Below are 21,856 nucleotides of genomic sequence, written 5' to 3'. Positions count from 1 at the left end.
CCCCAAAAGCCGCGCGGGCAAGCCCACAAAGAAGCGGGGGGGGGGGGCCGCCCCCCCCCCCCCCCGCCGGCGTGGAAGGAAAGACCCCTCCGCGACCTAGTTGATGGCGCTCACCATCTTCAGGCTCTTGCCCTCGACGCCGAACAGGCCGTAGGCGCCCGGCACGTCGCCGTTGCCGTCGAACTCGTGCTCGCCGGCCGCGCCCTGGTAGTTGATGTCACGGCCTTCGGCGATGAGCTTGCGGGCCTTCTCCCACTCACCCGGCAGGATCACCTCGCCCGGCGCCGTCGCCACCTCGCGCAGCGCCTTGGAGATCTTGCCGCGCTCGGTCGAGCCCGCCTTCTCGATGGCCAGCGCCACCAGGAAGGCGGCGTCGTAGGCGCTGGAGGTGAAGACCGCGCTGGGATCACCATCGGCCGCGCGGAACGCCTCCTCGAAGCGGCGCAGCGCCTCGGACTCGGCGCCCATCGGGGCCGAGGCCATGAAGCCCTCCAGGTTCTCGGCGCCCAGCGCCTCGATGAGCGACTCCGACTTCATGCCGTCGCCGCCGACGAACTTCTCGAAGAAGCCGTTCTCCAGGGCCTGGCGCAGGATGGTCAGGCCGGTGCCGTCGCCGTAGTCGAGCAGCACCAGGGTGTCGGCCTTGCTCTCGGCCAGGGACGCCAGCTCGGCGCGGTAGGAGGCCTTGCCTTCCTCGTGCGCCGCATAGCCGGCGACGATGCCGCCCTTGTTTTCGTACTCAGCGCGGAAGGCCTCGGCGAAGCCCTTGCCGTAGTCGTTGTTGATGTAGGCCACGGCCACCTTCTTCACGCCGCGGGCCAGGAGGCTGCGGGCCAGGGCCTGGCCCTGGTAGCTGTCCGAGGGCGCGGTGCGGAACACCAGGTCCTTGTCCTCCAGGCGGGTCACCTCCGGCGAGGTGGCGGTCGGCGAGACCAGCACGACGCCGGCCGGGATGGCCACCGAGTTGGCCGCCGCCAGGGTAGCGCCGGAGCAGCCGGGGCCGACGATGGCGACGACGCCCTCGACGTTCACCGCCTTGGTGGCCGCGTCGGTGCCGCCCTGCGGGCTGCAGGAGGAATCGCCCACCACGGCCATGAGCTTGCGGCCGCCCAGGATGCCGCCCTGGTCGTTGACCTGGGCGATGGCCAGGCGGGAGGCGTCGATGATCGGGGGGGCCAGGGCCGCGATGGGCCCGGAGATGCCGCTGATCACGGCGACCTTCACGTCCTCGGCCAGGGCGGGGCCGGCTTCGGCCGCGCCCAGCAAGGCCGCGAGGGCGGCGAAGGCGTACTTCGACTTTGCGGCCGCCCGGGCCGCCGTCGCGAAGCGTAACGATGTCATGAAATCACCTTTCGAGTTCTAGTCCTGCGGCGACTAGTCCTGCGGCGAGAGGCGGCTTTATAGAGGAGGGGGATGCCCAAGTCCAGGGACCCTTAGGGGGCATTCCCAAACCCGGAAAGGCGCGTCCCCTCGCCGGCCGCGCGTCGCCCGGCAAGCAAAGCTACGCAACGGAACGAAGGGCGGTTTCAACCGCCGCGCAGATTTTTCGGAAGGTTCAGTCCTGGCTCGCCGGCTCGGCGCCCTGGGCGATGTCGATGGGCACGCCCGGCGTCGACTTGGCGGTGCGGATGACCTGGATGGTCTTCACCGTGACCACGTGCGGGGCCGAGGTGAGGCGCTGGGTCAGCTCGTTCTCGTGCGCGGTGTTGCGCGCCACCAGGCGCAGCACGAAGTCGTCGGGCCCGCGCGCCATGTGGCACTCGCGCACCTCCGGCCAGCTGCCGGCCAGGGTCTCAAAGTCGTTCAGCACCGTCTCGGACTGGCTGTCGAGGCCGACCAGCGCGAAGAAGATCACTTCGAAGCCCAGGGCCTCGGCGTCCAGATCGGCGTGATAGCCCTTGATGAAGCCGGATTCCTCGAGGGCCCGGACGCGCCTGAGGCAGGGCGGCGCCGAGATGCCGGCGCGCCGCGCCAGCTCCACGTTCGTGATCCGCCCGTCTTCCTGGAGGTCCTGCAGGATCTGCAGGTCGATTCGGTCCAATTTGACCCGCCGCATGGGCATCCTCGGTTGCGCAAAGAAAAGATCGCGCCCGTCTGCACGACCGCTGAGTAACAATATTACCCGGCAGCCCCTTTCGTTCAAGCCCCGAGGCCTGTGTAAAACCTCCCGGCGCAGTCTTCTTCACCGCCCGGGCAAAGCGCGGGAAAGCGCCGGCGCCCCCGGAAAGCTTCGGGAATGCTTCGGTCTTGCACAGCGCCGGAGGCCAGCCCATAGTCCGCCGCCATGAGCCGTCTCGAGAGTCCCGAGTCCCCCGCCTCCCAGAGCCTGCACGGCCTCACCTGCTGGGTCGTTACCGACGGCAAGGCCGGCATGGAGATCCAGTGCCTGGGCCTGGCCGAGGCCATGGGCTGCGTTCCGGTGGTCAAGCGCGTCTCCGTCGGCAAGCCCTGGCGCTGGATGCCGGCGGCCCTGCTGCGCAAGCCCTTCAAGACGCCCCTCGAGACCCTCGGGCCCAAGGGCGACAGCCTGAGCCCGCCCTGGCCGGACCTGTGGATCGCCAGCGGCCGCCAGACCGTGCCCCTGACCCGCGACATGAAGCGCCTGAGCGGCGGCAAGACCTTCACCGTACAGGTGCAGAATCCGGCCATCGATCCCGCCGCCTTCGACCTGATCGTCACGCCGGAGCATGATCGCCTGCGCGCGGAGAACGTGCTGACCACGCGCGGCGCCCTGGGCCGGATCACCGCCGAACGCCTGGCCGCCGCCGCCGAGCACTTCGAGCCGCTCTATGCCCAGCTGCCGGCGCGCCGCGTCGCCGTGCTGATCGGCGGCAACAACAAGGTCTTCCGCATGACCGCGGACCTCATGACCAAGCTGACCGGGCAGCTCGCCCGCCTGGTGCGCGAGGAAGGCGTCGGCCTGATGGTCACCCCCTCGCGGCGCACCGGCGCGCGCAACGAGGAGATCCTGCGCCGCGGCCTGGAGGGCCTGCCGGCCCACATCTGGGACGGCAACGGCGAGAACCCCTATTTCGGCATGCTGGGCCTGGCCGACGCCATCGTCTGCACCGGCGACTCGGTGAACATGGTCTCGGAATCGGCCAGCACCGGCAAACCCGTGCACATCGTCCAGCTGGAGGGCGGTTCGGCCAAGTTCCGCCGCTTCCACCAGGCCATGCAGGCGGCCGGGATCACCCGCCCCTTCACCGGCGCCCTGGAGCAATGGTCCTACACGCCGCTGGACGAGACCCACCGCGTCGCCGACGAGATCCGCCGGCGCCTCCGGGCGCGGCTCGCCGCGACCGGATGAGCGGACGCCGGCCGAACGGCTTGATCTGGCTCATTTGATCTTTCCCGGCCCCACCTATAAATAAGTCTGCAGACAGACCCGTCGACCGCCGAATCCGGGGAATCCACCGCTTGTCGAGCCTTGCCGCCGAAACCGTTCCGACCTCCCCGCGCCTCGACATGGCCCGTTTCGAGGCGACGGCGCTGCAGCGCGCGCCCTTCGACTTCCTCATCGTCCCCGGCTTCCTGAAGCCCGAGGCCCTGTCCGCGGTCGAACGCGACTTCCCCGAGATCACCAGCGGCGGCAGCTTTCCGTCGTCCAGCCTGAACTGCGGCCCGGCCTTCAAGGAGCTGCTGGACGAACTGCAGGGCCCGGCGGTGACGGCCGCCTTCCAGGCCAAGTTCGGCATCGACCTCTCCGGGCGGCCCACCATGATCACCCTGCGCGGCCAGTCGCGCGCCAAGGACGGCGCCATCCACACGGACTCGCGCACGAAGCTGGTGACGGCCCTCATCTACCTGAACAGCGACTGGGAATCCGACGGCGGGCGCCTGCGCATGCTGAACGGCCCCGACGACCTGGAGGACTACGCCGCCGAGGTGCCGCCGGAGGCGGGCACCCTGGTCGCCTTCCGCTGCTCGCCGGAGGCCTGGCACGGCCACAAGCCCTTCATCGGCCAGCGCCGCTCCATCCAGCTCAACTGGCTGACCGACGAAGGCGTGCTGAAGCGCGAGTTGAAGCGCCACGCCTTTTCCGCCTGGACGAAGAAGCTGCTGCGCTTCGGCGCGTAGCGAAGACTCACGAAAGACTGTTATGGCCCTCAACATCGAGACCTTCAGCAACGCCAAGGGCGGCAACGCCTTCTTCAAGGCCATCGGCCATCCCCTGGCCGCGCGCGAGGCGGCAAGGCTGCTGCGGGATCTGAGCGCCGGTCCCCTCGTGGTCTATGACCCGCTGGGCTTCGCCAAGGCCTTCGCCGAGATCTACGACCTCTCGAACCTCGACATCGCCGCGGTCTACGTGCAGGACCTGGAGGACATCGGCAGCGAGATTCTCGGCCGCCAGGCCCAGCCGGTCACCGACCTGCCGGGCTCCTCCGCCCCCAAGGTCTTCGTCACCGCCTTCGACGCCGGGCGCCTGATCGACCACATCCGCCACCTGCTGCCCCAAGGCGCTGAGGTGGTGAGCCTGGACGCGCTGCGCCTGCCCGAGGCCATGCTGACCAACAGCCGCAACTACCTGGACAGCCTGAACTTCGCCACCAACCTGGTGTTCTTCCGCGAGGGCGGCGGCCACCATACGCGTCTGGCCACCGCCAACTACTGGTCGGGCTACGGCGCCAAGGCGCCGAGTGCCTGGTGCTGCCTGATGGACGAGAACGGCCAGCCGCTGGCCGAATGGGACGATCCGCTGCCGGGCGCGGGCGCCAGCGTGGTGATCGACTCGAAGGAGGTGCGGGAGCGTTTCGGCCTCGGCGACTTCTGCGGCAGCCTCTTCCTCCACATCTGCGGCATCGCCGGGCACGACATCGTCAAGTACGCCCTCGACACCTACGGCGACAGCGACGAGGTGCTGTCCTGCACCCACGACGCCAATTCCTGGCCCGCCGACCTCTACGGCGGCCTGCCGGCGCCCAAGGAAGACGAGCGGGTGCTGCTCTGGGTGCAGAACAGCCACCCTGCGCCGGTGCCCGCCGGCAGCGTCGGCCTGAACCTCATGGGCGAGCCGGAGATTTCCTGGCTGGACCGCGAGATCCCGCCCTTCGGCACCCTGGCCATCGACACCGCCGACCTCCTGCCCGCGGCGCGCTGGCCGCAGCAGATCGAGGTGCAGGCCGGCAAGCACTTCGTGCGCCCGCGCTACGAGGTTCTGGCCAACGGCGCCATGAACCCGCCGCGCCAGCGCATCGCCCACGCCAACGTGGAGCGCGTCGACCTGAAGCCCGATCCGCGCATCCCCGAGCTTTCCAACCTGCTGGGCAAGGGCTTCATCCTGCCGGCGCCGATCCTGCCGCGCGGGCGCTTCCGCTCGCTGGCCCTGCCGACGCCCATGTCGACCTGCCAGGCCAACCTGCCGCTGGCGCTCTACGCCTACGACCCGGAAGGCAAGGAGATCGGCGGCAAGTCGCTGGGCAAGCTGCCGCGCAACCACGCCACCCTGGTCGACATCGACGATCTCGTGGATGGTGCCGAAACCGACTGGGGCCACATGGAACTGGTCTACGACTTCGCCGAGGGCGGCGAGGCCGACGGCTGGCTGCACGGCCTCTTCCGCTACGAGGACAAGGCCTCGGGCCACATCGCCGAAACCTCCTTCGGCGCCCACGTCTTCAACGCGGTGCTGACCTACAAGAGCGAGCCGCAGTCCTACGCCGGGCGCGCGCCGGGCCTCTCGACCCGCCTCTTCCTCTCCTTCGGACCCGAGCCCTACGCGCCGGTCTGCCACCTGATCTATCCGGCCTCGACGCCCTGGCACGCCAGGAGCGAGACCCACCTGATGCTCTACGACCAGGACGGCCAGCAGATCGCCGAGCATGAAGTGCAGATCGCCTGCGGCGGCTCCCTGCTATGGCAGCCGGCGGACTTCTTCTCCGCCGCCGACATGAGGAAGGCGGGCCCGGCCGGCTACGTCATCATCCGCGACATGACCTGCCGCCTCTTCGGCTACCACGGCCTGATGAACGGCGAGAAGGCCTTCTCCTTCGACCACATGTTCGGGTTTTAGCGGTCGACGTAGTCAACGCTGATACCGAGCACTTGGCTTTCCGCAAGAAAAACCCGCTCCGAGCCTCTCCAAGAAACGACGAGCGCCCTAGGGCCTGACCAACGAACGCGCACTCCAACGCTCATGCGATCACCATTGGCGATCAGGACGTCGGCTTCTTTCGCGAGCAAGGTATCAAAGTTTCGCTCAACAGCGATGTAGGTCGCCACCCCTGTGGTAGAGCCACAACTGCCCTCATAGACTGAAGCTTTATAACGGCCATCGGGTGAGACGGCCTCCTGCAACACCTCCTTGCCGCAGAGGGGAGGCAGAGCGAGAAACAACCAGACCACGAACAGAAGGACCGCACCGACAAAGAGCGCAGCCAGCAGCATGAACCGCCGCACCATGACGATCTTTTCCTTTCCGGGACTACCTTCGCTACAACTGGCCATGATGCCCCTACAAATTCGGCGGGAATGGCCCTAGATTGTGGCGAAGACACGCCCAGAATAACCCCACGATCAGAGAGAGTTTCCGATGCGATACCTCCACACCATGGTCCGCGTGAAGGACCTCGACGAGTCCCTCGACTTCTATTGCAACAAGCTGGGCCTGCAGGAGGTCCGCCGCATGGAGAACGACAAGGGCCGCTTCACCCTGGTCTTCCTGGCCGCGCCGAAGGATGCGGAGGAAGCCAAGGAGACCCAGGCGCCGCTGGTCGAACTGACCTACAACTGGGACCCGGAGGACTACAGCGGCGGGCGCAACTTCGGCCACCTGGCCTACAAGGTCGACGACATCTACGCGACCTGCCAGCACCTGATGGATGCGGGCGTCACCATCAACCGTCCGCCGCGCGACGGCCGCATGGCCTTCGTGCGCTCGCCCGACGGCATCTCCGTGGAGCTGCTGCAGGAAGGCGACGCCCAGGAGCCGAAAGAACCCTGGGCCTCCATGGAAAACACTGGGAGCTGGTAACAAAAGCCCCCTCACCCAGCTCCGCGTAAGCTCGCGCAAGCGCTTCGCTAACGCTCCACAACCCTCTCCCACGGAGGGGAGAGGGTTTGCTTTTTGTGCCCTCTCCCCTGGCGGGAGAGGGAGGGGCCCGCGTCAGCAGGAGGGTGAGGGGGGAACACCGCCCCCCTTTCACTGAACTTGTTAGACGCCGCGTTCTCGGTTAGGGGAGCAGGAACGGTTTTTCGCCGCCCTGCCTCGATGAAGGACCCCTGACCGCCCATGCTCGCCCGGCGCATCTACGACTCCTGGCCGCTGTTCCTCGGCATGCTGCTGTTGATGATCAGCAACGGGCTGCTGGTCACGCTGCTGACGACCCGGGCGACCGAGCTGGGCTTTTCACAGACGCAGATCGCCTTCATGCAGGCGGCCTATCCGCTGGCCGCCGTCTTCGGCTGCCTGGTCGCCCCGCGCATCGTCGCCGCGGTGGGCCACATCCGCAGCTTCGGCGCGCTGGCCTCGCTCTGCTCCACCGCGGCCTTGATCCACATGGTGACGGCCGACCCCTGGAGCTGGGCGGCCATGCGGGGCCTCGCCGGCTTCTGCTTTCCGGGGCTCTACGTGGTGGCGGAGAGCTGGCTGAACGGGCGCGCCGACAACCAGACCCGCGCCGCCCTGCTCTCCATTTACTTCATCACCCAGACCGGCGGCGCGGCGCTGGGCCAGTTCCTGCTCTACCTGCCGGACAGCGACGGGAACCTGCTTTTCGTCATCACCTCGGTGCTGATCTCCCTCTCGCTGGTGCCCATGCTGCTCTCGGCCCGTCAGAGTCAGTCCTTCGAGGCGCCGGCGCGGCTTTCGGTGCGCGCGCTCTTCGCCATCTCGCCGCTGGGCCTTTCCGTCGGTTTCCTGAACGGCATCTCCCAGGGCGCCTTCTACGTGGGTCTGGGTCTCTTCGGCGTGGCCCTCGGCCTGCCGGTCGGCGACATCGGCCTGCTGGTCGCCGCGGGCACCCTGGGCGGCGTGCTGGGGCAGTTCCCCCTGGGCGCGCTCTCCGACCGCCTGGACCGCCGCCTGGTCATCGCCGGGGCCGCCGCCGCGGGGCTGGCCGCCTGTCTCGTCATCGTCCTCTCGGCGCCGATGCTGGCGGGGACGATTTGGCTCTACGCCGCCGTCGCCCTGGTCGGCGCCTTCGTGCTGCCGCTCTATTCCCTGGGCGTGGCCCACACCAACGACCGCCTGGCCCCCGAGCAGATGGTCGCGGCCTCCGGCGGGCTGGTGCTGGTGATGAACGTGGGCATCGTGCTGGGCCCGCCGGCCGGCGGCCTGGCCATCACCCACCTGGGGGCGCCGGCCCTCTTCGGCTGCCTGGCGCTGCTGCAGGGCGCGACGGCCCTGCTGGCGGTCACCCGCCTGGTCACCGGCGGGAAGCGCGCCACCGAGACCGGCACCGCCCTGCCCGTCGGCCACGCCGCCACGCCGGTCGCCAGCCGCCTCAATCCCGAGGCGCAGGAAGTGCTGCAGGAAGACTGAGCCGGCCTACTCCGCCGCCCGTTCCTCGATCATGGCGGCGGCCATCTCGCGGGCCTCGGCGAAGTTCGCGGCGAAACTCAGGTTGTCGTGCCGCCCCCCGGCTTCCGTGCCGAATCCCATGCGCGACAGCACGTCCTTGGGCTGCGGGCGGATGCCCGAGACGATGACGGCGACGCCGCGGTCGCGGCAGCGGCGCATGAAGTCGGAGAGGGCGGCGACGCCGGAGGAGTCGATCATCGGCACGTTGCGCATGCGCAGGATGAAGACCTTGGGCGGCACCGGCATGGCCTCCAGCGCGTCACGCAGGCTGCGCGCGGCACCGAAGAACAGCGGCCCGCGCAAGCTGAACATCTCCACCCCCGCCGGCAGCGTCTGGAAGGCGTAGTCGAGGGCCGGGATCTGCGCGTCGTCGACGTCGCCCTGCAGGAAGCCGACACCCTTCTCCACCTGCACCACCTGGGCCATGCGGTGCATGAAGAGCACCGCGGCCATGACCACGCCGACCTCGATGGCCACGGTCAGGTCGACCATGACGGTCAGCGAAAAAGTCACCAGCAGCACCACGGCGTCGCCCGGCGGCGCGCTCATCAGGTGGCGGAACTTGTCGATCTCGCTCATGTTCCAGGCGACGATGACCAGCACCGCGGCGAGGCTGGCCAGCGGCACGTAGGCGGCCAGCGGCGCGGCGACCAGCATGAAGACCAGCAGGAAGACCGCGTGCAGCATGCCGGAGATCGGCGAGCGCGCGCCCGAGCGGATGTTGGTGGCCGTGCGCGCGATGGCGCCGGTGGCCGGCAGGCCGGCAAAGCAGGCCGAGGCGGCGTTGGCCACGCCCTGGGCCACCAGCTCGCAGTTGGAGCGGTGGCGCGCCCCGGTCATGCCGTCGGCCACCATGGCCGAGAGCAGGCTCTCGATACCGGCCAGGAAGGCGATGGTGAAGGCGGAAGGCAGCACCTCGACGGCCTGGCGCAGGCTGAAGGCCGGCAGCTGCGGCAGCGGCAGGCTGGAGGAGATCTCCCCGAAGCGCGAGCCGATGGTCTCCACCGGCAGGCCCAGGCCCCAAACCGCGAGCGAGGCGCCGACCACCGCCACCAGCAGGGCCGGCACCTTGGGGGCATAGCGCCGCAGCAGCAGGATGGCGGCCAGCGCCGTCGCGGCCACGGCGAAGGTCGCCGGGTCGAGGGTGTCGCGCGCCGCCCAGAGCGCCTTCAGCTTGGGCAGGAACTCGGCCGGCACCTCGGCGAGCGACAGGCCGAAGAGGTCCTTCAGCTGGCTGGAGAAGATGATGACGGCGATGCCGGCGGTGAAGCCGGTCACCACCGGTTCCGGGATGTACTTGATCCAGGTGCCGAAGCGCAGCAGGCCGGCCACCACCAGCATGGCCCCGGCCATGAGGGTGGCCAGCAGCAGGCCGTCGTAGCCGTGCTGGGCGATGACGTTGAAGACCACCACCACGAAGGCGCCGGTCGGCCCGCCGATCTGGAAGCGGCTGCCGCCCAGCAGGGAAATCAGGAAGCCGGCGACCACCGCCGTCACCAGGCCCTTGTCCGGCGGCGCGCCCGACGCGATGGCCAGCGCCATGGCCAGCGGCAGGGCCACCACCGCCACCGTCAGGCCGGCCACGGCGTCGGCGCGCAGGTGCCCCCAGCCGTAGCCCTCCTTCAGGACGGTGATGAGCTTGGGCTTGAAAAGCCGCCAGGCCGGACCGCTCGCGGGCGGGTCGGGAGGCAGGCTCCCGGGCGCCGGAGAACCGTCGGTCACCGTTATGCGCGCGCCCGGCCGGGGCCGCGCCGTCCTGCAGGGAACATGGGGTCAAATCCGTGTGGTGGGGTTGCCGCAGAGCCCAGATTATACACAAGGACCACATTCTACATTTGTTTTATGTCGAACCCTGCCCTGCGCGCCGCGCGGGGCCCCCGCCCGCGCCCTCGCTCCGCCGGACGGATCATCCACAGAAAGCGACGTTTCGCCGCCTTGCGACCCCCTGCCGGCGTCTCTATTTTCCAAAGACAAACTCGAGTCTGGAGTCCCCCCGACATGGCCGACACCCGCCACAGCAAGGTCTTCATCATCGGTTCCGGCGCCGCCGGCCTGACCGCCGCGATCTACACCGCGCGCGCCAACCTGAAACCCTTGCTGGTCCAGGGGCTGCAGCCGGGCGGGCAGATGACCATCACCACCGACGTGGAGAACTACCCGGGCTTCGCCGACGTCATCCAGGGCCCCTGGCTGATGGAGCAGATGCAGAAGCAGGCCGAGCACGTCGGCACGGAGATCGTCTCCGACATCATCAACGAGGTGGATTTCTCGCGCCGCCCCTTCGTCATGAAGGGCGACAGCGGCACCACCTACACCGCCGACGCCGTGGTCATCGCCACCGGCGCCCAGGCGCGCTGGCTGGGCATCCCCGGCGAGCAGAAGTTCAACGGCCGCGGCGTTTCCGCCTGCGCCACCTGCGACGGTTTCTTCTACCGCGACAAGGAAGTGGTGGTGGTCGGCGGCGGCAACACCGCCGTGGAGGAGGCGCTCTACTTGGCCAATATCTGCTCCAAGGTGACCCTGGTCCACCGCCGCGACGCCCTGCGCGCCGAGAAGATCGGCCAGGACCGGCTGTTCCGGCACCCCAAGATCGAGGTGCGCTGGAACGCCGTCATCGACGACATCCTGGGCGGCGACGGCCCCCTGGACGGGGTCGAGGGGGTGCGCCTGAAGAACACCCAGACCGGCGAGACCAGCGAGGTATCTTGCGAAGGCGTCTTCATCGCCATCGGCCACGACCCGGCGACCAAGGTGTTTCGCGGCGCGGTGGATCTGGACGACGAGGGCTACATCCTGGCCCAGGCCGGCGGCACCCGCACCTCGGTTCCCGGCGTCTATGCCGCCGGCGACTGCGTCGACAAGATCTTCCGCCAGGCCATCACCGCCGCCGGAATGGGTTGCATGGCGGCCCTGGAAGCGGAAAAATTCCTCGCCGAACAGGAGGATTCCGCCAGTAAAGCTGCGGAATAGCCTCCTTAACCCCACTGACCTATACTGATTCGCGGTATCTCGGGGGTTTTCCCGGCCGCAAGAGCAGTATTTCTTCATAAACCCCGCCGCAGTGGCGGGAATCGGGCGCGGCTTCGCCCGCCGCCGACCCGCCCCAGGAGGCGATCATGTTGGACGATGTTGGCCTGCCCCAGAAGCGGGGCCTCGGGGCCACCATTATGGATTGGGACAAGCTGCGCATCTTCCACGCGGTGGCGGAGGCCGGCAGCTTCACCCATGCCGGCGAACTGCTGAATCTCAGCCAGTCGGCGGTGAGCCGGCAGATCTCGGCCCTGGAGGACAGCCTCAAGGTGCCGCTGTTCCACCGCCACGCCCGCGGCCTGATCCTCACCGAGCAGGGCGAGCTGCTGTACCGCACCGCCCACGAGGTCTTCGGCAAGCTGGCCATGACCGAGGCCCAGCTCACCGAGAGCAAGGACCGCCCCAAGGGGCCGCTGAAGATCACCACCACCGTGGCCTTCGGCTCCCACTGGCTGGCGGCGCGCATGCACGAGTTCATCGAGGTCTATCCGGAGATCGAGTGCCACCTGCTGCTGCTCGACCGCGAGGTCGACCTCTCCATGCGCGAGGCGGACCTGGCGGTGCGCTTCTCGCCGCCCCGGCAGGCCGACCTGATCCAGCGTCACCTCATGACGGTGCACATGCACGTCTACGCGGCGGCCGGCTACATCAAGAAGCACGGCGTGCCGCAGGCCGCCAAGGACCTGGATAACCACCGCATCGTGGTCTACGGCGAGGACGTGCGCCCGCCGGTGCCGGACGTGAACTGGCTGCTGCGCGTCGGCTACAAGGATGGCCAGCTGCGCCGCCCGGCGATGACCGTGAACAACGTCTACGGCGTCATGAAGGCGGTGCAGTCGGGGGCCGGCATCGGCGCCCTGCCGGAGTTCATGGCCGCGGCCAATCCGGACCTGGTGCAGGTACTGCCGGAGCTTTCCGGCCCGCAGTTCGACGCCTATTTCGTCTATGCGGAAGAGATGCGGCGCTCCAAGCGGATCTCGGTTTTCCGGGACTTCCTGCTACGTAAGGTTGCCGAATCCAACTTCTGAGTGTTATTCCACACCACCCCGGTGTCATACTTAAGGGCTAATTCGAGGGGGGTCGCGGAGGCATTTTTCATATAAACATCATATACTTAACCAGCTATGCAGCCCCCGCATATCACCACTGCCCGAATGTATGTAGTAAAAGAAACTCAAATCCTTATCTTCAGGTCATCGGATGTTGCGACGCAGCATCCCGCGAGTTCTCCGGCCCCCCGCCGGACGACTGTTCCGAGCGCCCCCCGCTCGGAGAAGGGCCTCTTTAGGTCCTACGTCTCCCAGACGTGAAGCCTCCCTGTTCAACTTGCCGGGCCTTCGTGGCCCGGTTTTTTTTTGGCCGCCGCGGCGGCCGGCAAAAAAGCCCGTGGCCCCGCTGACGCGGGATCACGGGCCTCGAAAAGGCGTGCTGGAGGAACTCCGAGGGCGGGCCCCGATATGAGGCCGGGCCCTACATGAAGATGTTCTCTTTATCTTCCATGCCCTTGTAGAGGTCGGCCACGTATTCGGCGTAGCCGTTGTAGAGCAGGGTCGGCACCCGCTCGTTGAGGCCCAGCACCCGCTCGGTCGCCTGGCTCCAGCGCGGATGCGGCACCTCCGGGTTCACGTTGGCCCAGAAGCCGTACTCGCTGCCCTGGATGACTTCCCAGAAGGACTTCGGCCGCTCGTCGGTGAACTCGAAGCGCACGATGCCCTTGATGTGCTTGAAGCCGTACTTCCAGGGCACCGCCAGGCGCAGCGGCGCGCCGTTCTGCTTGGGGATCGGCTTGCCGTAGAGGCCGGTGGCGATGAAGGCCAGGTGGTGGCGCGCCTCGGCCATGGTCAGGCCCTCCACGTAGGGCCAGGGGTACCAGGCGGCGCGCTGGCCGCCGGCCGTGTCCGGGTCCTGGAAGGTGGTCATCTTCACGTACTTGGCCGAGGACAGCGGCTTCGCGAGATCGATCAGCGCCTTCAGGGGGAAGCCGCTGTAGGGCACCGCCATGGACCAGGCCTCGACGCAGCGGTGGCGGTAGACCCGCTCTTCCAGCGGCATCTTGGCCAAGAGGTCGTCGATGCCGATCTCCATGGGCTGCTCGACCATGCCGTCCAGAGCGACGGTCCAGGGCCGGATCGGCAGTTCCTGGGCCTTCTGCCAGATGTTCTTGGAGGAGCCGAACTCGTAGTAGTTGTTGTAGGTCGTGGCCAGGCTCTCGTCGGTGATCGGCCGGTCCAGCATGTATTCGGGATTGCGGCCCACGGGGTAGAGCTTGGCCGAGGGGTCCTCGCCGGCGGCGGCCTGGGCCGGCGTGTCGTCACAAGCCGCCAGCAGGCCGGCGGCGCCCAGCAGAACGGGGCCCGCCGCCGCGGCCTTCAGCAGGCGCCGGCGATCGTGGAACACGCTCTCAGGGGTCACCTGGGATTCGGGGATTTCCCACCCCTGCTTTATGCGAATCAGCATGCGATGACCGCTCCCTTCAGCTGCCTCGGGTCTGCGACACTGACAAAGGAGGTAGCGCGACCGCGGGAAGGCGACAATTCAACTAAACGCGAGGCCGCCGTGGGCGGGGCCGCCAGGCCCGGAAAACCGCACCTGACGAGCCGGTTCCGCCCGAGCCCCCGAGGGCGCGCGAATATCGCCCCCAGGATTCTCGTCACGGTTAATGAATTCGAAAGAGCCGTTTGCTATCCAGCAATGAAGGAGCAGTGGATTTTCGTGTAATTTTGTTACTGGGAGCTCTCGGGGGCCACCAACCGCCATGGCGGATCTGTCTCTTTCTCTCACTAAGCGATTCGCGCTCTTTGCCGGGCTCGTCGTGATCGCCGCCAGCATGCTGCTGATCAGCATGTACAAGCAGATTGCGAGCGACGACCTGAACGCCATGGCCGAGCGCAGCAACATCGCGGTGGCACAGATCTTCTCCAACGTGGTCTGGGACGCCCATGCCGGCTTCTTGACCACGGCGCACTTCCTCACCCCGGAAGCGATCCGCCGGCACCCGGAGACCCTGGCCATTCAAAAGAGCCTGCTGACGAGAATGCGCGGGCTGTCGATCCTGAAGATCAAGATCTACGACCAGAACGGCCTCACCGTCTTCTCCACCGAGCTGGCGCAGATCGGCGAGGACAAGAGCTCCAACGACGGGTTCCTCTCGGCGCGCACCGGCCACCGGGCCAGCGAGCTGACCCACCGCGACAGCTTCAGCGGCTTAGAGCGGACGGTCGAGAACCGCGACGTGCTGGCCAGCTATGTGCCGATCATCTCCGCCTCCGGCAGCATCGAAGGCGTCTTCGAGGTCTACTACGACGTCACCGACCTGCTGGCCACGATCCATCGTCGCCAGTTCGTCCTGCAGGTCGTGGTCGGCGGCACCTTCCTGCTGCTCTACCTGCTGCTGATCCTGGGCGTCTGGCGCAGCGAGCGGCAGACCAAGCGGCACTACGTGAAGAACCTGGACCTGGCCCGCGCCGCCGCCCGCGCCGAGGAATCCAACCGGCTGAAGTCGGAGTTCCTGGCCACCATGAGCCACGAGCTGCGCACGCCCCTGAACGCAATCCTCGGATTCTCCGAGATTCTCAAGTCGCAGATGCCCGGCACCAACAGCGACGAAACCCGGCGCGAGTACGCCGACAGCATCTGGTCTTCCGGCCGCCACCTGCTGAACATCGTCGACGACGTGCTCGACATGTCGAAGGTCGAAGCCGGTGAGATGCCCCTGGACCGCGGGGAATTCGACGCCGTCCACCTGCTGGAAAGCTGCCTGCGCCTGGTCGAGAAGCAGGCGGAAGGCGACGACGTGGAGTTGATCTCCAACATCGCCAGCGACCTGCCGCCCGCTTTCGGCGACGAGCGCCGCATCAAGCAAGTGCTCCTTAACCTGCTCTCCAACGCCGTGAAGTTCACCCCCCAGGGCGGCCGCATCAGCGTGTGGCTGGGCGTCACGGCCGAGGGCGCCTTGCAGTTCACCGTCGCCGACACCGGCATCGGCATCCAGCCGGGAGATATCGAGAAGGTGCTGACCCCCTTCGGCCAGGTGGAGACCACCTATGCCCGCCGCTTCGGCGGCACCGGGCTGGGCCTGCCCATCGCCAAGTCGCTGGTCGAGATGCACGGCGGCAGCTTCATCCTGGAGAGCATCCTCGGCGAAGGCACCAAGGTCAGCTTCACCCTGCCGCCCAAGGGCGCCGTGAAGGACGCCGCGGTGGCCGAGAAAGCGGTGGCCGTCGGCACGCCGCTGGCGGTCCCGGCTTAACCCTCTCGAAAAGACAACCCGCCCCGCGGGCCCTGGGAAGGCGCCGCGGGGCGGGTTCTTTCACCCCGTCAGGCCCCGCCGTCCTGGCGCTGGGCGATGACCTGCTCGGCCAGCTTGCCGGTCAGTTCCTGCAGGTGGTCAAAGCGCCAGTCGAAACTGCCGACCCCCACGGTGAGCGAGCGCAGCTCGATGATGAGGTCCTGCAACTCGGCCTCGGGCAGGTGGCACTTCAGGGCGTCCCAGCCTTTCCAGTCGGCCTGCATCTCGAAGCCGAGGATCTGGCCGCGCCGTCCCGAGACCAGCGAGTGCACCTTGTTGGTGAACTCGTTGGGCACCGAGATGGTGACCTCGTAGATCGGCTCCAGCAGCACCGGCTCGCAGTTCGGCATGCCCTCGGCCATGGCCAGGCGGCCGACGGTCTTGAAGGCCTGATCGGAGGAGTCGACCGAGTGATGCTGGCCGTCGAAAAGCGTCACCGAGACGTCGACCACGGGGAAGCCCAGCGGACCGCGCGAAAGGTACTCCTTGGCCCCGTGCTCGACGGCGCCGATGTACTGGCGCGGGACCGAGCCGCCGACCACCTTGTCGACGAACTCGAAACCCTTGCCGCGCGGCAGGGGATTGATCTCCACCTGCACGTCGCCGAACTGGCCGTGGCCGCCGGTCTGGCGCTTGAAGCGCGAGTGCTGCTTGGTGCCCTTGCGGATGGTCTCCTTGTAGGCGGTCTGCGGACGCGCCGCGTCGACCTCCACGTTGTAGCGGTTCTTCAGGCGGTCGACCGCCAGCTTCAGGTGGATGTCGCCCTGGCCGCGCAGCAGCATCTCGTTGGTGTCGTCGTTGTGCTCCAGCACCAGCGAGGGGTCCTCCTCGATCAGCTTGGCGAGGCTGGCCGTCAGTTTCACTTCGTCCTGGCGGTTGTGCGGACGGATGGCGAGGCTGAAGACCGGCTTGGGCACCTCCGGCCACAGCAGCCCGGCATCGGGCTGGCGGCCGTTCTCGGTCAGGAGATCGCCCGTCTGCAGGCTCTCCATGCGGCCCAGGGCAACCAGCTCGCCGAGACCGGCGCTGTCGATCTTCCGCGTTTCGCCGCCCATCAGGTGGTAGAGGCCGGAGAGACGGTCGTCGCCCAGGGTGTCGCCGTCCTTCACGCCGCCGCGCCAGATGCGCGCCACCGACATCTTGCCGGTATGCGACTGGTGGTAGGTGCGGATCACGCTGGCCGCCAGGGTGGAGCCTTCCGGCACGCCGAGGCGCGCGGCGGTCAGCGCCGGGTCGGGCGTCTCGTGGCGCAGCGCCTTGAGCAGGCGGGTGATGCCGTGGCCCTGCTCGGCGGAGCCGAAGAGCACCGGCACGATGAGGTCGCCCGCCAGGTCCTTGGCGATCTGGTCGTAGATCTCGTCGGAGGGCGGCACCTTGTCCTCGAGCAGCTGCTCAAGCAGGCCGTCGTCGTAGTCGGCCAGGGACTCCAGCAGTTCCTGACGCGCCTCGGCCTCGCGGTCCTTCACCTGCTCGGGCATCTCGATCAGGTCGGACTGCTTGTCGAGGTTGTAGCGCCAGGCCCGCTCGCTCACCAGGTCGACGAAGCCGGTGACCTCCTCGCCCTCGCGGATCGGCACCTGGCGCAGCACCAGCGGCCGGTCGGAGACCGACTGCAGGGACTCCAGCAAGTCGCGCACACGCAGCGTCGCCTTGTCCATCTTGTTGACGAAGAGGATGTGCGGGATCTGGTAGTCATCGAGAAACTTGAAGATCGGCGCCAGGGTCAGGGCGCGCTCGGGTTCCGGCGAGGCCACGACCACGGCGACGTCGACACCCATGAGGACGGAGTGGGTGTCCTGCGCCAGTTCGATGGAGCCGGGGCAGTCGATGAAGGACCAGGTTTCGTCGAGGTAGCTGCAGTGCGCGAAGTTGGGCTCGGTGGTCATCTGGCGGTCGCGAGCTTCGGGGACGGAATCCCCGACGCTGTTGCCTTCGATGACGGAGCCCTTGCGGTGGATGGCTCCGGTTTGCAGGAGCAGGGCTTCCAGCAGGGTGGTCTTGCCGCTGGTATAGGGTCCCACGATGGCGGCGCAGCGCGCCGCCGATACCGATCTGGACGTCATGGTTTCCTCCCCGTCGCCCCGGGGGGTGGCTCCATGAGGGACCGGACCATGCGTTTCCCCATGTGAGACCTGGGGCGAACTGTCCTTGTTGTGGATGGGCTAAAGGGGCCCGCCTGGACCCATTTCAGACCTTATGTAGGCCTATGGTTTCAAAGAAGGCGCCAAGCTGGCAACCAAAAAGCGGGGCAATTCCGGGCGGCGGTGGCCGGTGTCACGGAATTTCAGTGACTTCCCGACCACAAGGCCGAATAATATGGCTTGGCAATCGAGCCTTCGAGACGGTGCCCTCCGCGATGGGCGGTGGGGCCGTTTTGGTGTGGCTGGATTGAAGTCAACCGCGAGTAGGACATGACGGGACCAGGGACATGACCGCGCAGGTATTCATCGACGGCGAAGCAGGCACCACGGGACTTCAGATCCGGGCGCGCCTGGAGGCGCGTGCCGACGTGCGCCTGATCCGCCTGGCCGATGACGAGCGCAAGGACCCGGCCGCCCGCGCGCGCGCCCTCAACGCCGCCGACCTGGCCATTCTCTGCCTGCCCGACGACGCGGCGCGCGAAGCTGTCCGCCTGATCGACAACCCGGAAACCCGGGTCATCGACGCCAGCACCGCCTACCGCACCGATCCCGACTGGATCTACGGCTTTCCGGAGCTGGACGCGGCGCAGGCCGCCAAGGTGGCCGCCTCCAAGCGGGTCAGCAACCCCGGCTGCTATCCCACCGGCGCCGTCGCCGTGCTGCGCCCGCTGATCGACGCCGGCGTGCTGCCCCGGGATTTCCCGGTCACCGTCAACGCGGTCTCCGGCTATTCCGGCGGCGGCAAGAACCTGATCCGGCGCTACGAGGAAGCCGGCGCGCCCGACCACCTGGCCAACGCCTACCGCGCCTATGCCCTGAGCCTCGCCCACAAGCACCTGCCGGAGATGCAGGCGCACGCCGGGCTGGCGCAGGCGCCGCTCTTCGTGCCGGCCGTGGGCAACTACTACAAGGGCATGCTGGTGCAGGTGCCGCTGCAGCTCTGGGCGCTGCCCGGCAAGCCCTCCCCTGACGACCTGCGCGCCCTGCTGGCCGGGCACTACGCCGGCACGGACTTCGTCAGCGTCGCCCCAGCCGAGGAAAGCGCGAGCCAGGAGGGCCTGGACCCGGAGGGTCTGAACGGCACCAACGACATGCGCCTGCACGTCTTCGGCAACGCCGCCGGCGACCAGGCGCTGCTGGCCGCGGTGCTGGACAACCTGGGCAAGGGCGCCTCCGGCGCGGCGGTGCAGAACATGAACCTCATGCTGGGGCTCGACCCCCAGGCGGGCCTTTCCGAGCGCCTGGCCGCCTGAGGTCGGACGGCTGCGATAGGCGGCCCCGCCCGGCCCTCAGTCCAACTGATACAGCTTCCGCACCTCGGCGATGCGCGGTTCTTCCTTCAGGCCCGCGCAGAGTCGTCCGACGCGCGGCAACGCCCGGGCCGGCGGATACCAGTCGACCAGCATCATCAGGTAGATGTCGGCGGCGCCGAAGGCCTCGCCGAGCAGGAAGGGGCCGGGATCGAGCTGCGCCTCGAGGATCGCGAAGAGGCGCTCCAGATCGCGATCGGCCGCCTGCCGGACTCCCTCGGCGCCGGCGGGATCGGTGGTAAAGCGTTCGGAATAGTACCAGCGCAGGATGGCGCCGTAGACGTTCACCGCCAGGAACACCAGCCAGCGGTCGAAGACCGCCCGCGCCGTGCTGCCGGCGGCGGGCGCCAGCTTCGCCTCGGGAAAGCGCTCGACGAGGTGCAGCACCATGGCCGCCGACTCGGTGATCGCCGCGCCGTCGGGCAGCTGCAGCAGCGGAATCTGGCCCATCGGATTCAGCTTCCGATAGGCCGCGCCCTGATGCTCCTTGCCGTCGTAGTCGACCCTTTGGCGTTCGAAGGGCGCCCCGGTCAGCGTCAGCACCACATCGGGCGCGAAGGCGCCGGTGCTGGGCGCCCAATAAAGCCTGTACATCACTCTCTCCGCCGGCAGTTCCGGGCGGCACTCTAGGGCAAAGCTCTCCTGTCAAACCACGGACATTGTTCTGGCCGGCTCCCCAGCAGCAAGAAGGGGCGGCTCCTGGGAGCCGCCCCTTCGTCTGTCACGCCAGGACTTAAGCTTCAGGCGTGCCGGTCAGGCACTGCCCCTAGGCACTTTGGCGCACCTTCTCCAGGAAGGCCCCGACCTGCTGCTTCAGGTCGTTGGCGTCGCCGTTCAGGCCCTCGATGGCGCTGACGGCCTGCTGGATGGCGGTCATGGTCTGCTCCGAGGCGGAGCGAACCTCGGCAATGGTCGTCGACACCCGCGAGGTGTCGCTGGCCGCCGATTCCACGTTGCGGCCGATCTCCTGCGTGGCCGCGTTCTGCTGCTCCACCGCGGAAGCGATGGCGGTGGTCGACTCGTTGACCTGGCCGATCACGCCGCGGATGCCGGCGATGGCGGAAACCGCCTCCGAGGTCGCCTGCTGCATGGCGTTGATCTGACCGGAAATCTCCTCCGTCGCCTTGGTGGTCTGGGAGGCCAGGGTCTTGACCTCGTTGGCCACCACGGCGAAGCCCTTGCCGGCTTCCCCGGCGCGCGCCGCCTCGATGGTGGCGTTGAGGGCCAGCAGGTTGGTCTGCTCGGCGATCTCGTTGATCAGCTTCACCACGTCACCGATCTTCTGCGCGGCGGTGTCGAGCGACTGCACCGTCTCGTTGGTGGAATCGGCTTCCTTCACCGCCCCGGCGGCGATCTTGGCCGACTCGCTGGCGCGGCGGGCGATCTCCGAGATCGAGGCCGACATCTCCTCGGCCGCGGCGGCAACACTGTCGACGTTGCCGCTGGCGCCCTCGGCGGCTCCGCTAACCTGGGTGCTCTTCTCACTGGTCTGGCTGGCGAGGTTGCGCACCTGCGCGGTGGAGGCGTCGAGATGCTCGGCGGCGTCCAGCACCGAGGTCACCTTGTGGGCGACCGACTGTTCGAACTCGTTGGCCAGGGCGTTCATGGCCTCGCGCTTCTCCGCGGCGGCCCGCTTCTCCTGCTCAGCCCGCTCCTGCTCCAGGCGGCGCTTCTCCAGGGCGTTCTCCTTGAACACCTGGACCGCGCGGGCCATGTCGCCGATCTCGTCGCCCTGCTTCTGGTAGGCCACCTCGACGTTGGTGTCGTCGTGGGCCAGGCGGTTCATCACCTCGGAGAGGCGCGGCAGCGGACGCAGCAGCATGCGGAACATGAAGAAGGCGATCAGCGCGGTCACCAGGATGGTGATGCCGGCGGTGATGGCCAGCCGGTTGGTCAGCTTGTCGAGGATCGCGTTGACGTTGGACTTCAGCACGCCGGCGTAGAGGATGCCGATGACCTTGCCGTTGGTGTCAAAGATCGGCTCGTAGATGGTGTAGTAGGCCTTGCCCAGGATGATGGCCTCGCCGCGGAAGGTCTCGCCCTTCATGATGACCGGGTAGACCGCGCCCTTCTGGCCCAGCGGCGTGCCCACGGCACGGCTGCCGCCGTCCTTCTTGATGTTGGTGGTGCGCCGCCAGAAATCCTTGCTCTCCTCGTCCCAGATGAAGACCGTCGCGGTCTCACCGGTCAGATAACCGATGCGGTCGATCATGTCGTGGCTCAGGAAGATCGGAATTTTCTGGATGACGAGACGCTCGATCTCCTGGCCCTTCCTGGTCACCTCCAGCGAGCTGTGATTCTGGGCGAAGATGTCCGCGGCGATGCGCAGGCTGGCGGACTGGCGCTCGACCACCTGCTGGCGGATCTCGCCCTGGATGGCGAAAACGGCGGCGGTTGCGCAGGCGGCGGCGGCCACGATGATGAGGGCGATGGTCAGGACCATCGTCTTCGTCGTGAGCTTGACGCTCTTGACGGCAGCAAAGGGGTTCATTGCTCACTCTCGCTGACAGCGTTGTTTGTCACCGCCGGTAGGAAAAGAGGCGGTCTTGGTTAGCGCGATCCTCGC

The 21,856-nt window shown here is 67.8% G+C and carries 17 protein-coding genes; 9 read left to right on the top strand and 8 right to left on the bottom strand.

Annotation, left to right across the window (positions count from 1 at the left end; translation table 11 throughout):
• Nucleotides 1–96 precede the first annotated feature (96 nt).
• Nucleotides 97–1,341 carry an ABC transporter substrate-binding protein gene (locus tag H7X47_RS05110; RefSeq protein ID WP_193367485.1) on the bottom strand — a complete coding sequence of 415 codons (1,245 nt, stop codon included), beginning with the start codon at nucleotides 1,339–1,341 and terminating at the stop codon, nucleotides 97–99.
• Between the two features lie 214 nt (nucleotides 1,342–1,555).
• Nucleotides 1,556–2,056 carry an Lrp/AsnC family transcriptional regulator gene (locus H7X47_RS05105; protein ID WP_193367484.1) on the bottom strand — a complete coding sequence of 167 codons (501 nt, stop codon included), beginning with the start codon at nucleotides 2,054–2,056 and terminating at the stop codon, nucleotides 1,556–1,558.
• A 228-nt stretch (nucleotides 2,057–2,284) separates the two neighbouring features.
• On the opposite strand from H7X47_RS05105, the gene H7X47_RS05100 reads away from it, so the two are divergent.
• From H7X47_RS05100 to H7X47_RS05090, 3 genes are all read left to right on the top strand, one after another.
• Nucleotides 2,285–3,310 (top strand): mitochondrial fission ELM1 family protein, encoded by a 1,026-nt coding sequence (locus tag H7X47_RS05100; protein WP_227010157.1) that lies wholly within the window; start codon nucleotides 2,285–2,287, stop codon nucleotides 3,308–3,310.
• Nucleotides 3,311–3,420: 110 nt separating this feature from the next.
• Nucleotides 3,421–4,080: a 2OG-Fe(II) oxygenase gene (locus H7X47_RS05095; protein WP_227010156.1), complete on the top strand. Its 660-nt coding sequence runs from the start codon at nucleotides 3,421–3,423 to the stop codon at nucleotides 4,078–4,080.
• 22 nt (nucleotides 4,081–4,102) lie between these two features.
• Nucleotides 4,103–6,013 carry a hypothetical protein gene (locus tag H7X47_RS05090; RefSeq protein ID WP_193367483.1) on the top strand — a complete coding sequence of 637 codons (1,911 nt, stop codon included), beginning with the start codon at nucleotides 4,103–4,105 and terminating at the stop codon, nucleotides 6,011–6,013.
• On the opposite strand, the gene H7X47_RS05085 is transcribed toward H7X47_RS05090, so the two are convergent.
• Nucleotides 6,010–6,447: a DUF5412 family protein gene (locus tag H7X47_RS05085; protein ID WP_193367482.1), complete on the bottom strand. Its 438-nt coding sequence runs from the start codon at nucleotides 6,445–6,447 to the stop codon at nucleotides 6,010–6,012. The two genes, H7X47_RS05090 and H7X47_RS05085, sit on opposite strands and share 4 nt — an antisense overlap.
• Nucleotides 6,448–6,532: 85 nt before the next feature.
• On the opposite strand from H7X47_RS05085, the gene gloA reads away from it, so the two are divergent.
• Entirely contained in the window at nucleotides 6,533–6,973 is a 441-nt protein-coding gene (gloA, locus tag H7X47_RS05080; protein WP_193367481.1) for a lactoylglutathione lyase, read from the top strand.
• 258 nt (nucleotides 6,974–7,231) lie between these two features.
• A complete protein-coding gene (locus H7X47_RS05075) occupies nucleotides 7,232–8,482 on the top strand; it encodes an MFS transporter (RefSeq protein ID WP_193367480.1) in 1,251 nt (416 codons plus the stop codon).
• Between the two features lie 6 nt (nucleotides 8,483–8,488).
• Here H7X47_RS05075 and H7X47_RS05070 read toward each other — a convergent pair whose 3' ends face one another.
• Complete coding sequence (locus H7X47_RS05070) at nucleotides 8,489–10,243, bottom strand: SulP family inorganic anion transporter (protein WP_319633535.1); 1,755 nt, start codon at nucleotides 10,241–10,243, stop codon at nucleotides 8,489–8,491.
• A 276-nt stretch (nucleotides 10,244–10,519) separates the two neighbouring features.
• Between H7X47_RS05070 and trxB the strand changes: the two genes are divergently transcribed.
• Together trxB and H7X47_RS05060 are read left to right on the top strand one after the other, a co-directional pair.
• Nucleotides 10,520–11,491 carry a thioredoxin-disulfide reductase gene (trxB, locus tag H7X47_RS05065; RefSeq protein WP_193367479.1) on the top strand — a complete coding sequence of 324 codons (972 nt, stop codon included), beginning with the start codon at nucleotides 10,520–10,522 and terminating at the stop codon, nucleotides 11,489–11,491.
• A gap of 197 nt (nucleotides 11,492–11,688) precedes the next feature.
• Nucleotides 11,689–12,579: a LysR family transcriptional regulator gene (locus H7X47_RS05060; RefSeq protein ID WP_193367576.1), complete on the top strand. Its 891-nt coding sequence runs from the start codon at nucleotides 11,689–11,691 to the stop codon at nucleotides 12,577–12,579.
• A gap of 442 nt (nucleotides 12,580–13,021) precedes the next feature.
• Here the strand turns inward: H7X47_RS05060 and msrP are convergent, their stop codons facing one another.
• Entirely contained in the window at nucleotides 13,022–14,008 is a 987-nt protein-coding gene (msrP, locus tag H7X47_RS05055; protein WP_193367478.1) for a protein-methionine-sulfoxide reductase catalytic subunit MsrP, read from the bottom strand.
• A gap of 298 nt (nucleotides 14,009–14,306) precedes the next feature.
• Between msrP and H7X47_RS05050 the strand changes: the two genes are divergently transcribed.
• The gene (locus H7X47_RS05050; RefSeq protein WP_193367477.1) at nucleotides 14,307–15,800 is read left to right on the top strand and encodes a sensor histidine kinase; all 1,494 of its coding nucleotides are present in this window, start codon (nucleotides 14,307–14,309) and stop codon (nucleotides 15,798–15,800) included.
• 68 nt (nucleotides 15,801–15,868) lie between these two features.
• Here the strand turns inward: H7X47_RS05050 and H7X47_RS05045 are convergent, their stop codons facing one another.
• Nucleotides 15,869–17,902, bottom strand: coding sequence for an elongation factor G (locus tag H7X47_RS05045; RefSeq protein WP_193367476.1), 2,034 nt, complete (start codon nucleotides 17,900–17,902; stop codon nucleotides 15,869–15,871).
• Nucleotides 17,903–18,267: 365 nt separating this feature from the next.
• Here H7X47_RS05045 and argC point away from each other — a divergent pair, with 365 nt between their 5' ends.
• Complete coding sequence (gene argC / locus H7X47_RS05040) at nucleotides 18,268–19,233, top strand: N-acetyl-gamma-glutamyl-phosphate reductase (protein WP_193367475.1); 966 nt, start codon at nucleotides 18,268–18,270, stop codon at nucleotides 19,231–19,233.
• A gap of 36 nt (nucleotides 19,234–19,269) precedes the next feature.
• Here argC and H7X47_RS05035 read toward each other — a convergent pair whose 3' ends face one another.
• Both H7X47_RS05035 and H7X47_RS05030 read right to left on the bottom strand, forming a co-directional pair.
• Entirely contained in the window at nucleotides 19,270–19,884 is a 615-nt protein-coding gene (locus H7X47_RS05035; protein ID WP_193367474.1) for a glutathione S-transferase family protein, read from the bottom strand.
• A gap of 172 nt (nucleotides 19,885–20,056) precedes the next feature.
• Nucleotides 20,057–21,781, bottom strand: coding sequence for a methyl-accepting chemotaxis protein (locus tag H7X47_RS05030; RefSeq protein ID WP_193367473.1), 1,725 nt, complete (start codon nucleotides 21,779–21,781; stop codon nucleotides 20,057–20,059).
• Nucleotides 21,782–21,856: the final 75 nt, after the last annotated feature.

This window comes from Pelagibius marinus (assembly GCF_014925385.1).
In the GTDB taxonomy this organism is placed as follows: domain Bacteria; phylum Pseudomonadota; class Alphaproteobacteria; order Kiloniellales; family Kiloniellaceae; genus Pelagibius; species Pelagibius marinus.
Note: the sequence above shows the minus strand (reverse complement) of the source record. Positions and strands in the feature narration are given on the sequence as shown.

What these genes read in the sequence shown, in the direction of transcription:
- gloA (WP_193367481.1), top strand. Translation starts at nt 6,533, where the DNA reads ATGCGATACCTCCACACCATGGTCCGCGTGAAGGACCTCGACGAGTCC.
- H7X47_RS05085 (WP_193367482.1), bottom strand. Translation starts at nt 6,447, where the DNA reads ATGGCCAGTTGTAGCGAAGGTAGTCCCGGAAAGGAAAAGATCGTCATG.
- H7X47_RS05110 (WP_193367485.1), bottom strand. Translation starts at nt 1,341, where the DNA reads ATGACATCGTTACGCTTCGCGACGGCGGCCCGGGCGGCCGCAAAGTCG.
- H7X47_RS05075 (WP_193367480.1), top strand. Translation starts at nt 7,232, where the DNA reads ATGCTCGCCCGGCGCATCTACGACTCCTGGCCGCTGTTCCTCGGCATG.
- H7X47_RS05035 (WP_193367474.1), bottom strand. Translation starts at nt 19,884, where the DNA reads ATGTACAGGCTTTATTGGGCGCCCAGCACCGGCGCCTTCGCGCCCGAT.
- H7X47_RS05050 (WP_193367477.1), top strand. Translation starts at nt 14,307, where the DNA reads ATGGCGGATCTGTCTCTTTCTCTCACTAAGCGATTCGCGCTCTTTGCC.
- H7X47_RS05105 (WP_193367484.1), bottom strand. Translation starts at nt 2,056, where the DNA reads ATGCGGCGGGTCAAATTGGACCGAATCGACCTGCAGATCCTGCAGGAC.
- H7X47_RS05045 (WP_193367476.1), bottom strand. Translation starts at nt 17,902, where the DNA reads ATGACGTCCAGATCGGTATCGGCGGCGCGCTGCGCCGCCATCGTGGGA.
- trxB (WP_193367479.1), top strand. Translation starts at nt 10,520, where the DNA reads ATGGCCGACACCCGCCACAGCAAGGTCTTCATCATCGGTTCCGGCGCC.
- H7X47_RS05030 (WP_193367473.1), bottom strand. Translation starts at nt 21,781, where the DNA reads ATGAACCCCTTTGCTGCCGTCAAGAGCGTCAAGCTCACGACGAAGACG.
- msrP (WP_193367478.1), bottom strand. Translation starts at nt 14,008, where the DNA reads ATGCTGATTCGCATAAAGCAGGGGTGGGAAATCCCCGAATCCCAGGTG.
- H7X47_RS05060 (WP_193367576.1), top strand. Translation starts at nt 11,689, where the DNA reads ATGGATTGGGACAAGCTGCGCATCTTCCACGCGGTGGCGGAGGCCGGC.
- H7X47_RS05090 (WP_193367483.1), top strand. Translation starts at nt 4,103, where the DNA reads ATGGCCCTCAACATCGAGACCTTCAGCAACGCCAAGGGCGGCAACGCC.
- argC (WP_193367475.1), top strand. Translation starts at nt 18,268, where the DNA reads ATGACCGCGCAGGTATTCATCGACGGCGAAGCAGGCACCACGGGACTT.
- H7X47_RS05100 (WP_227010157.1), top strand. Translation starts at nt 2,285, where the DNA reads ATGAGCCGTCTCGAGAGTCCCGAGTCCCCCGCCTCCCAGAGCCTGCAC.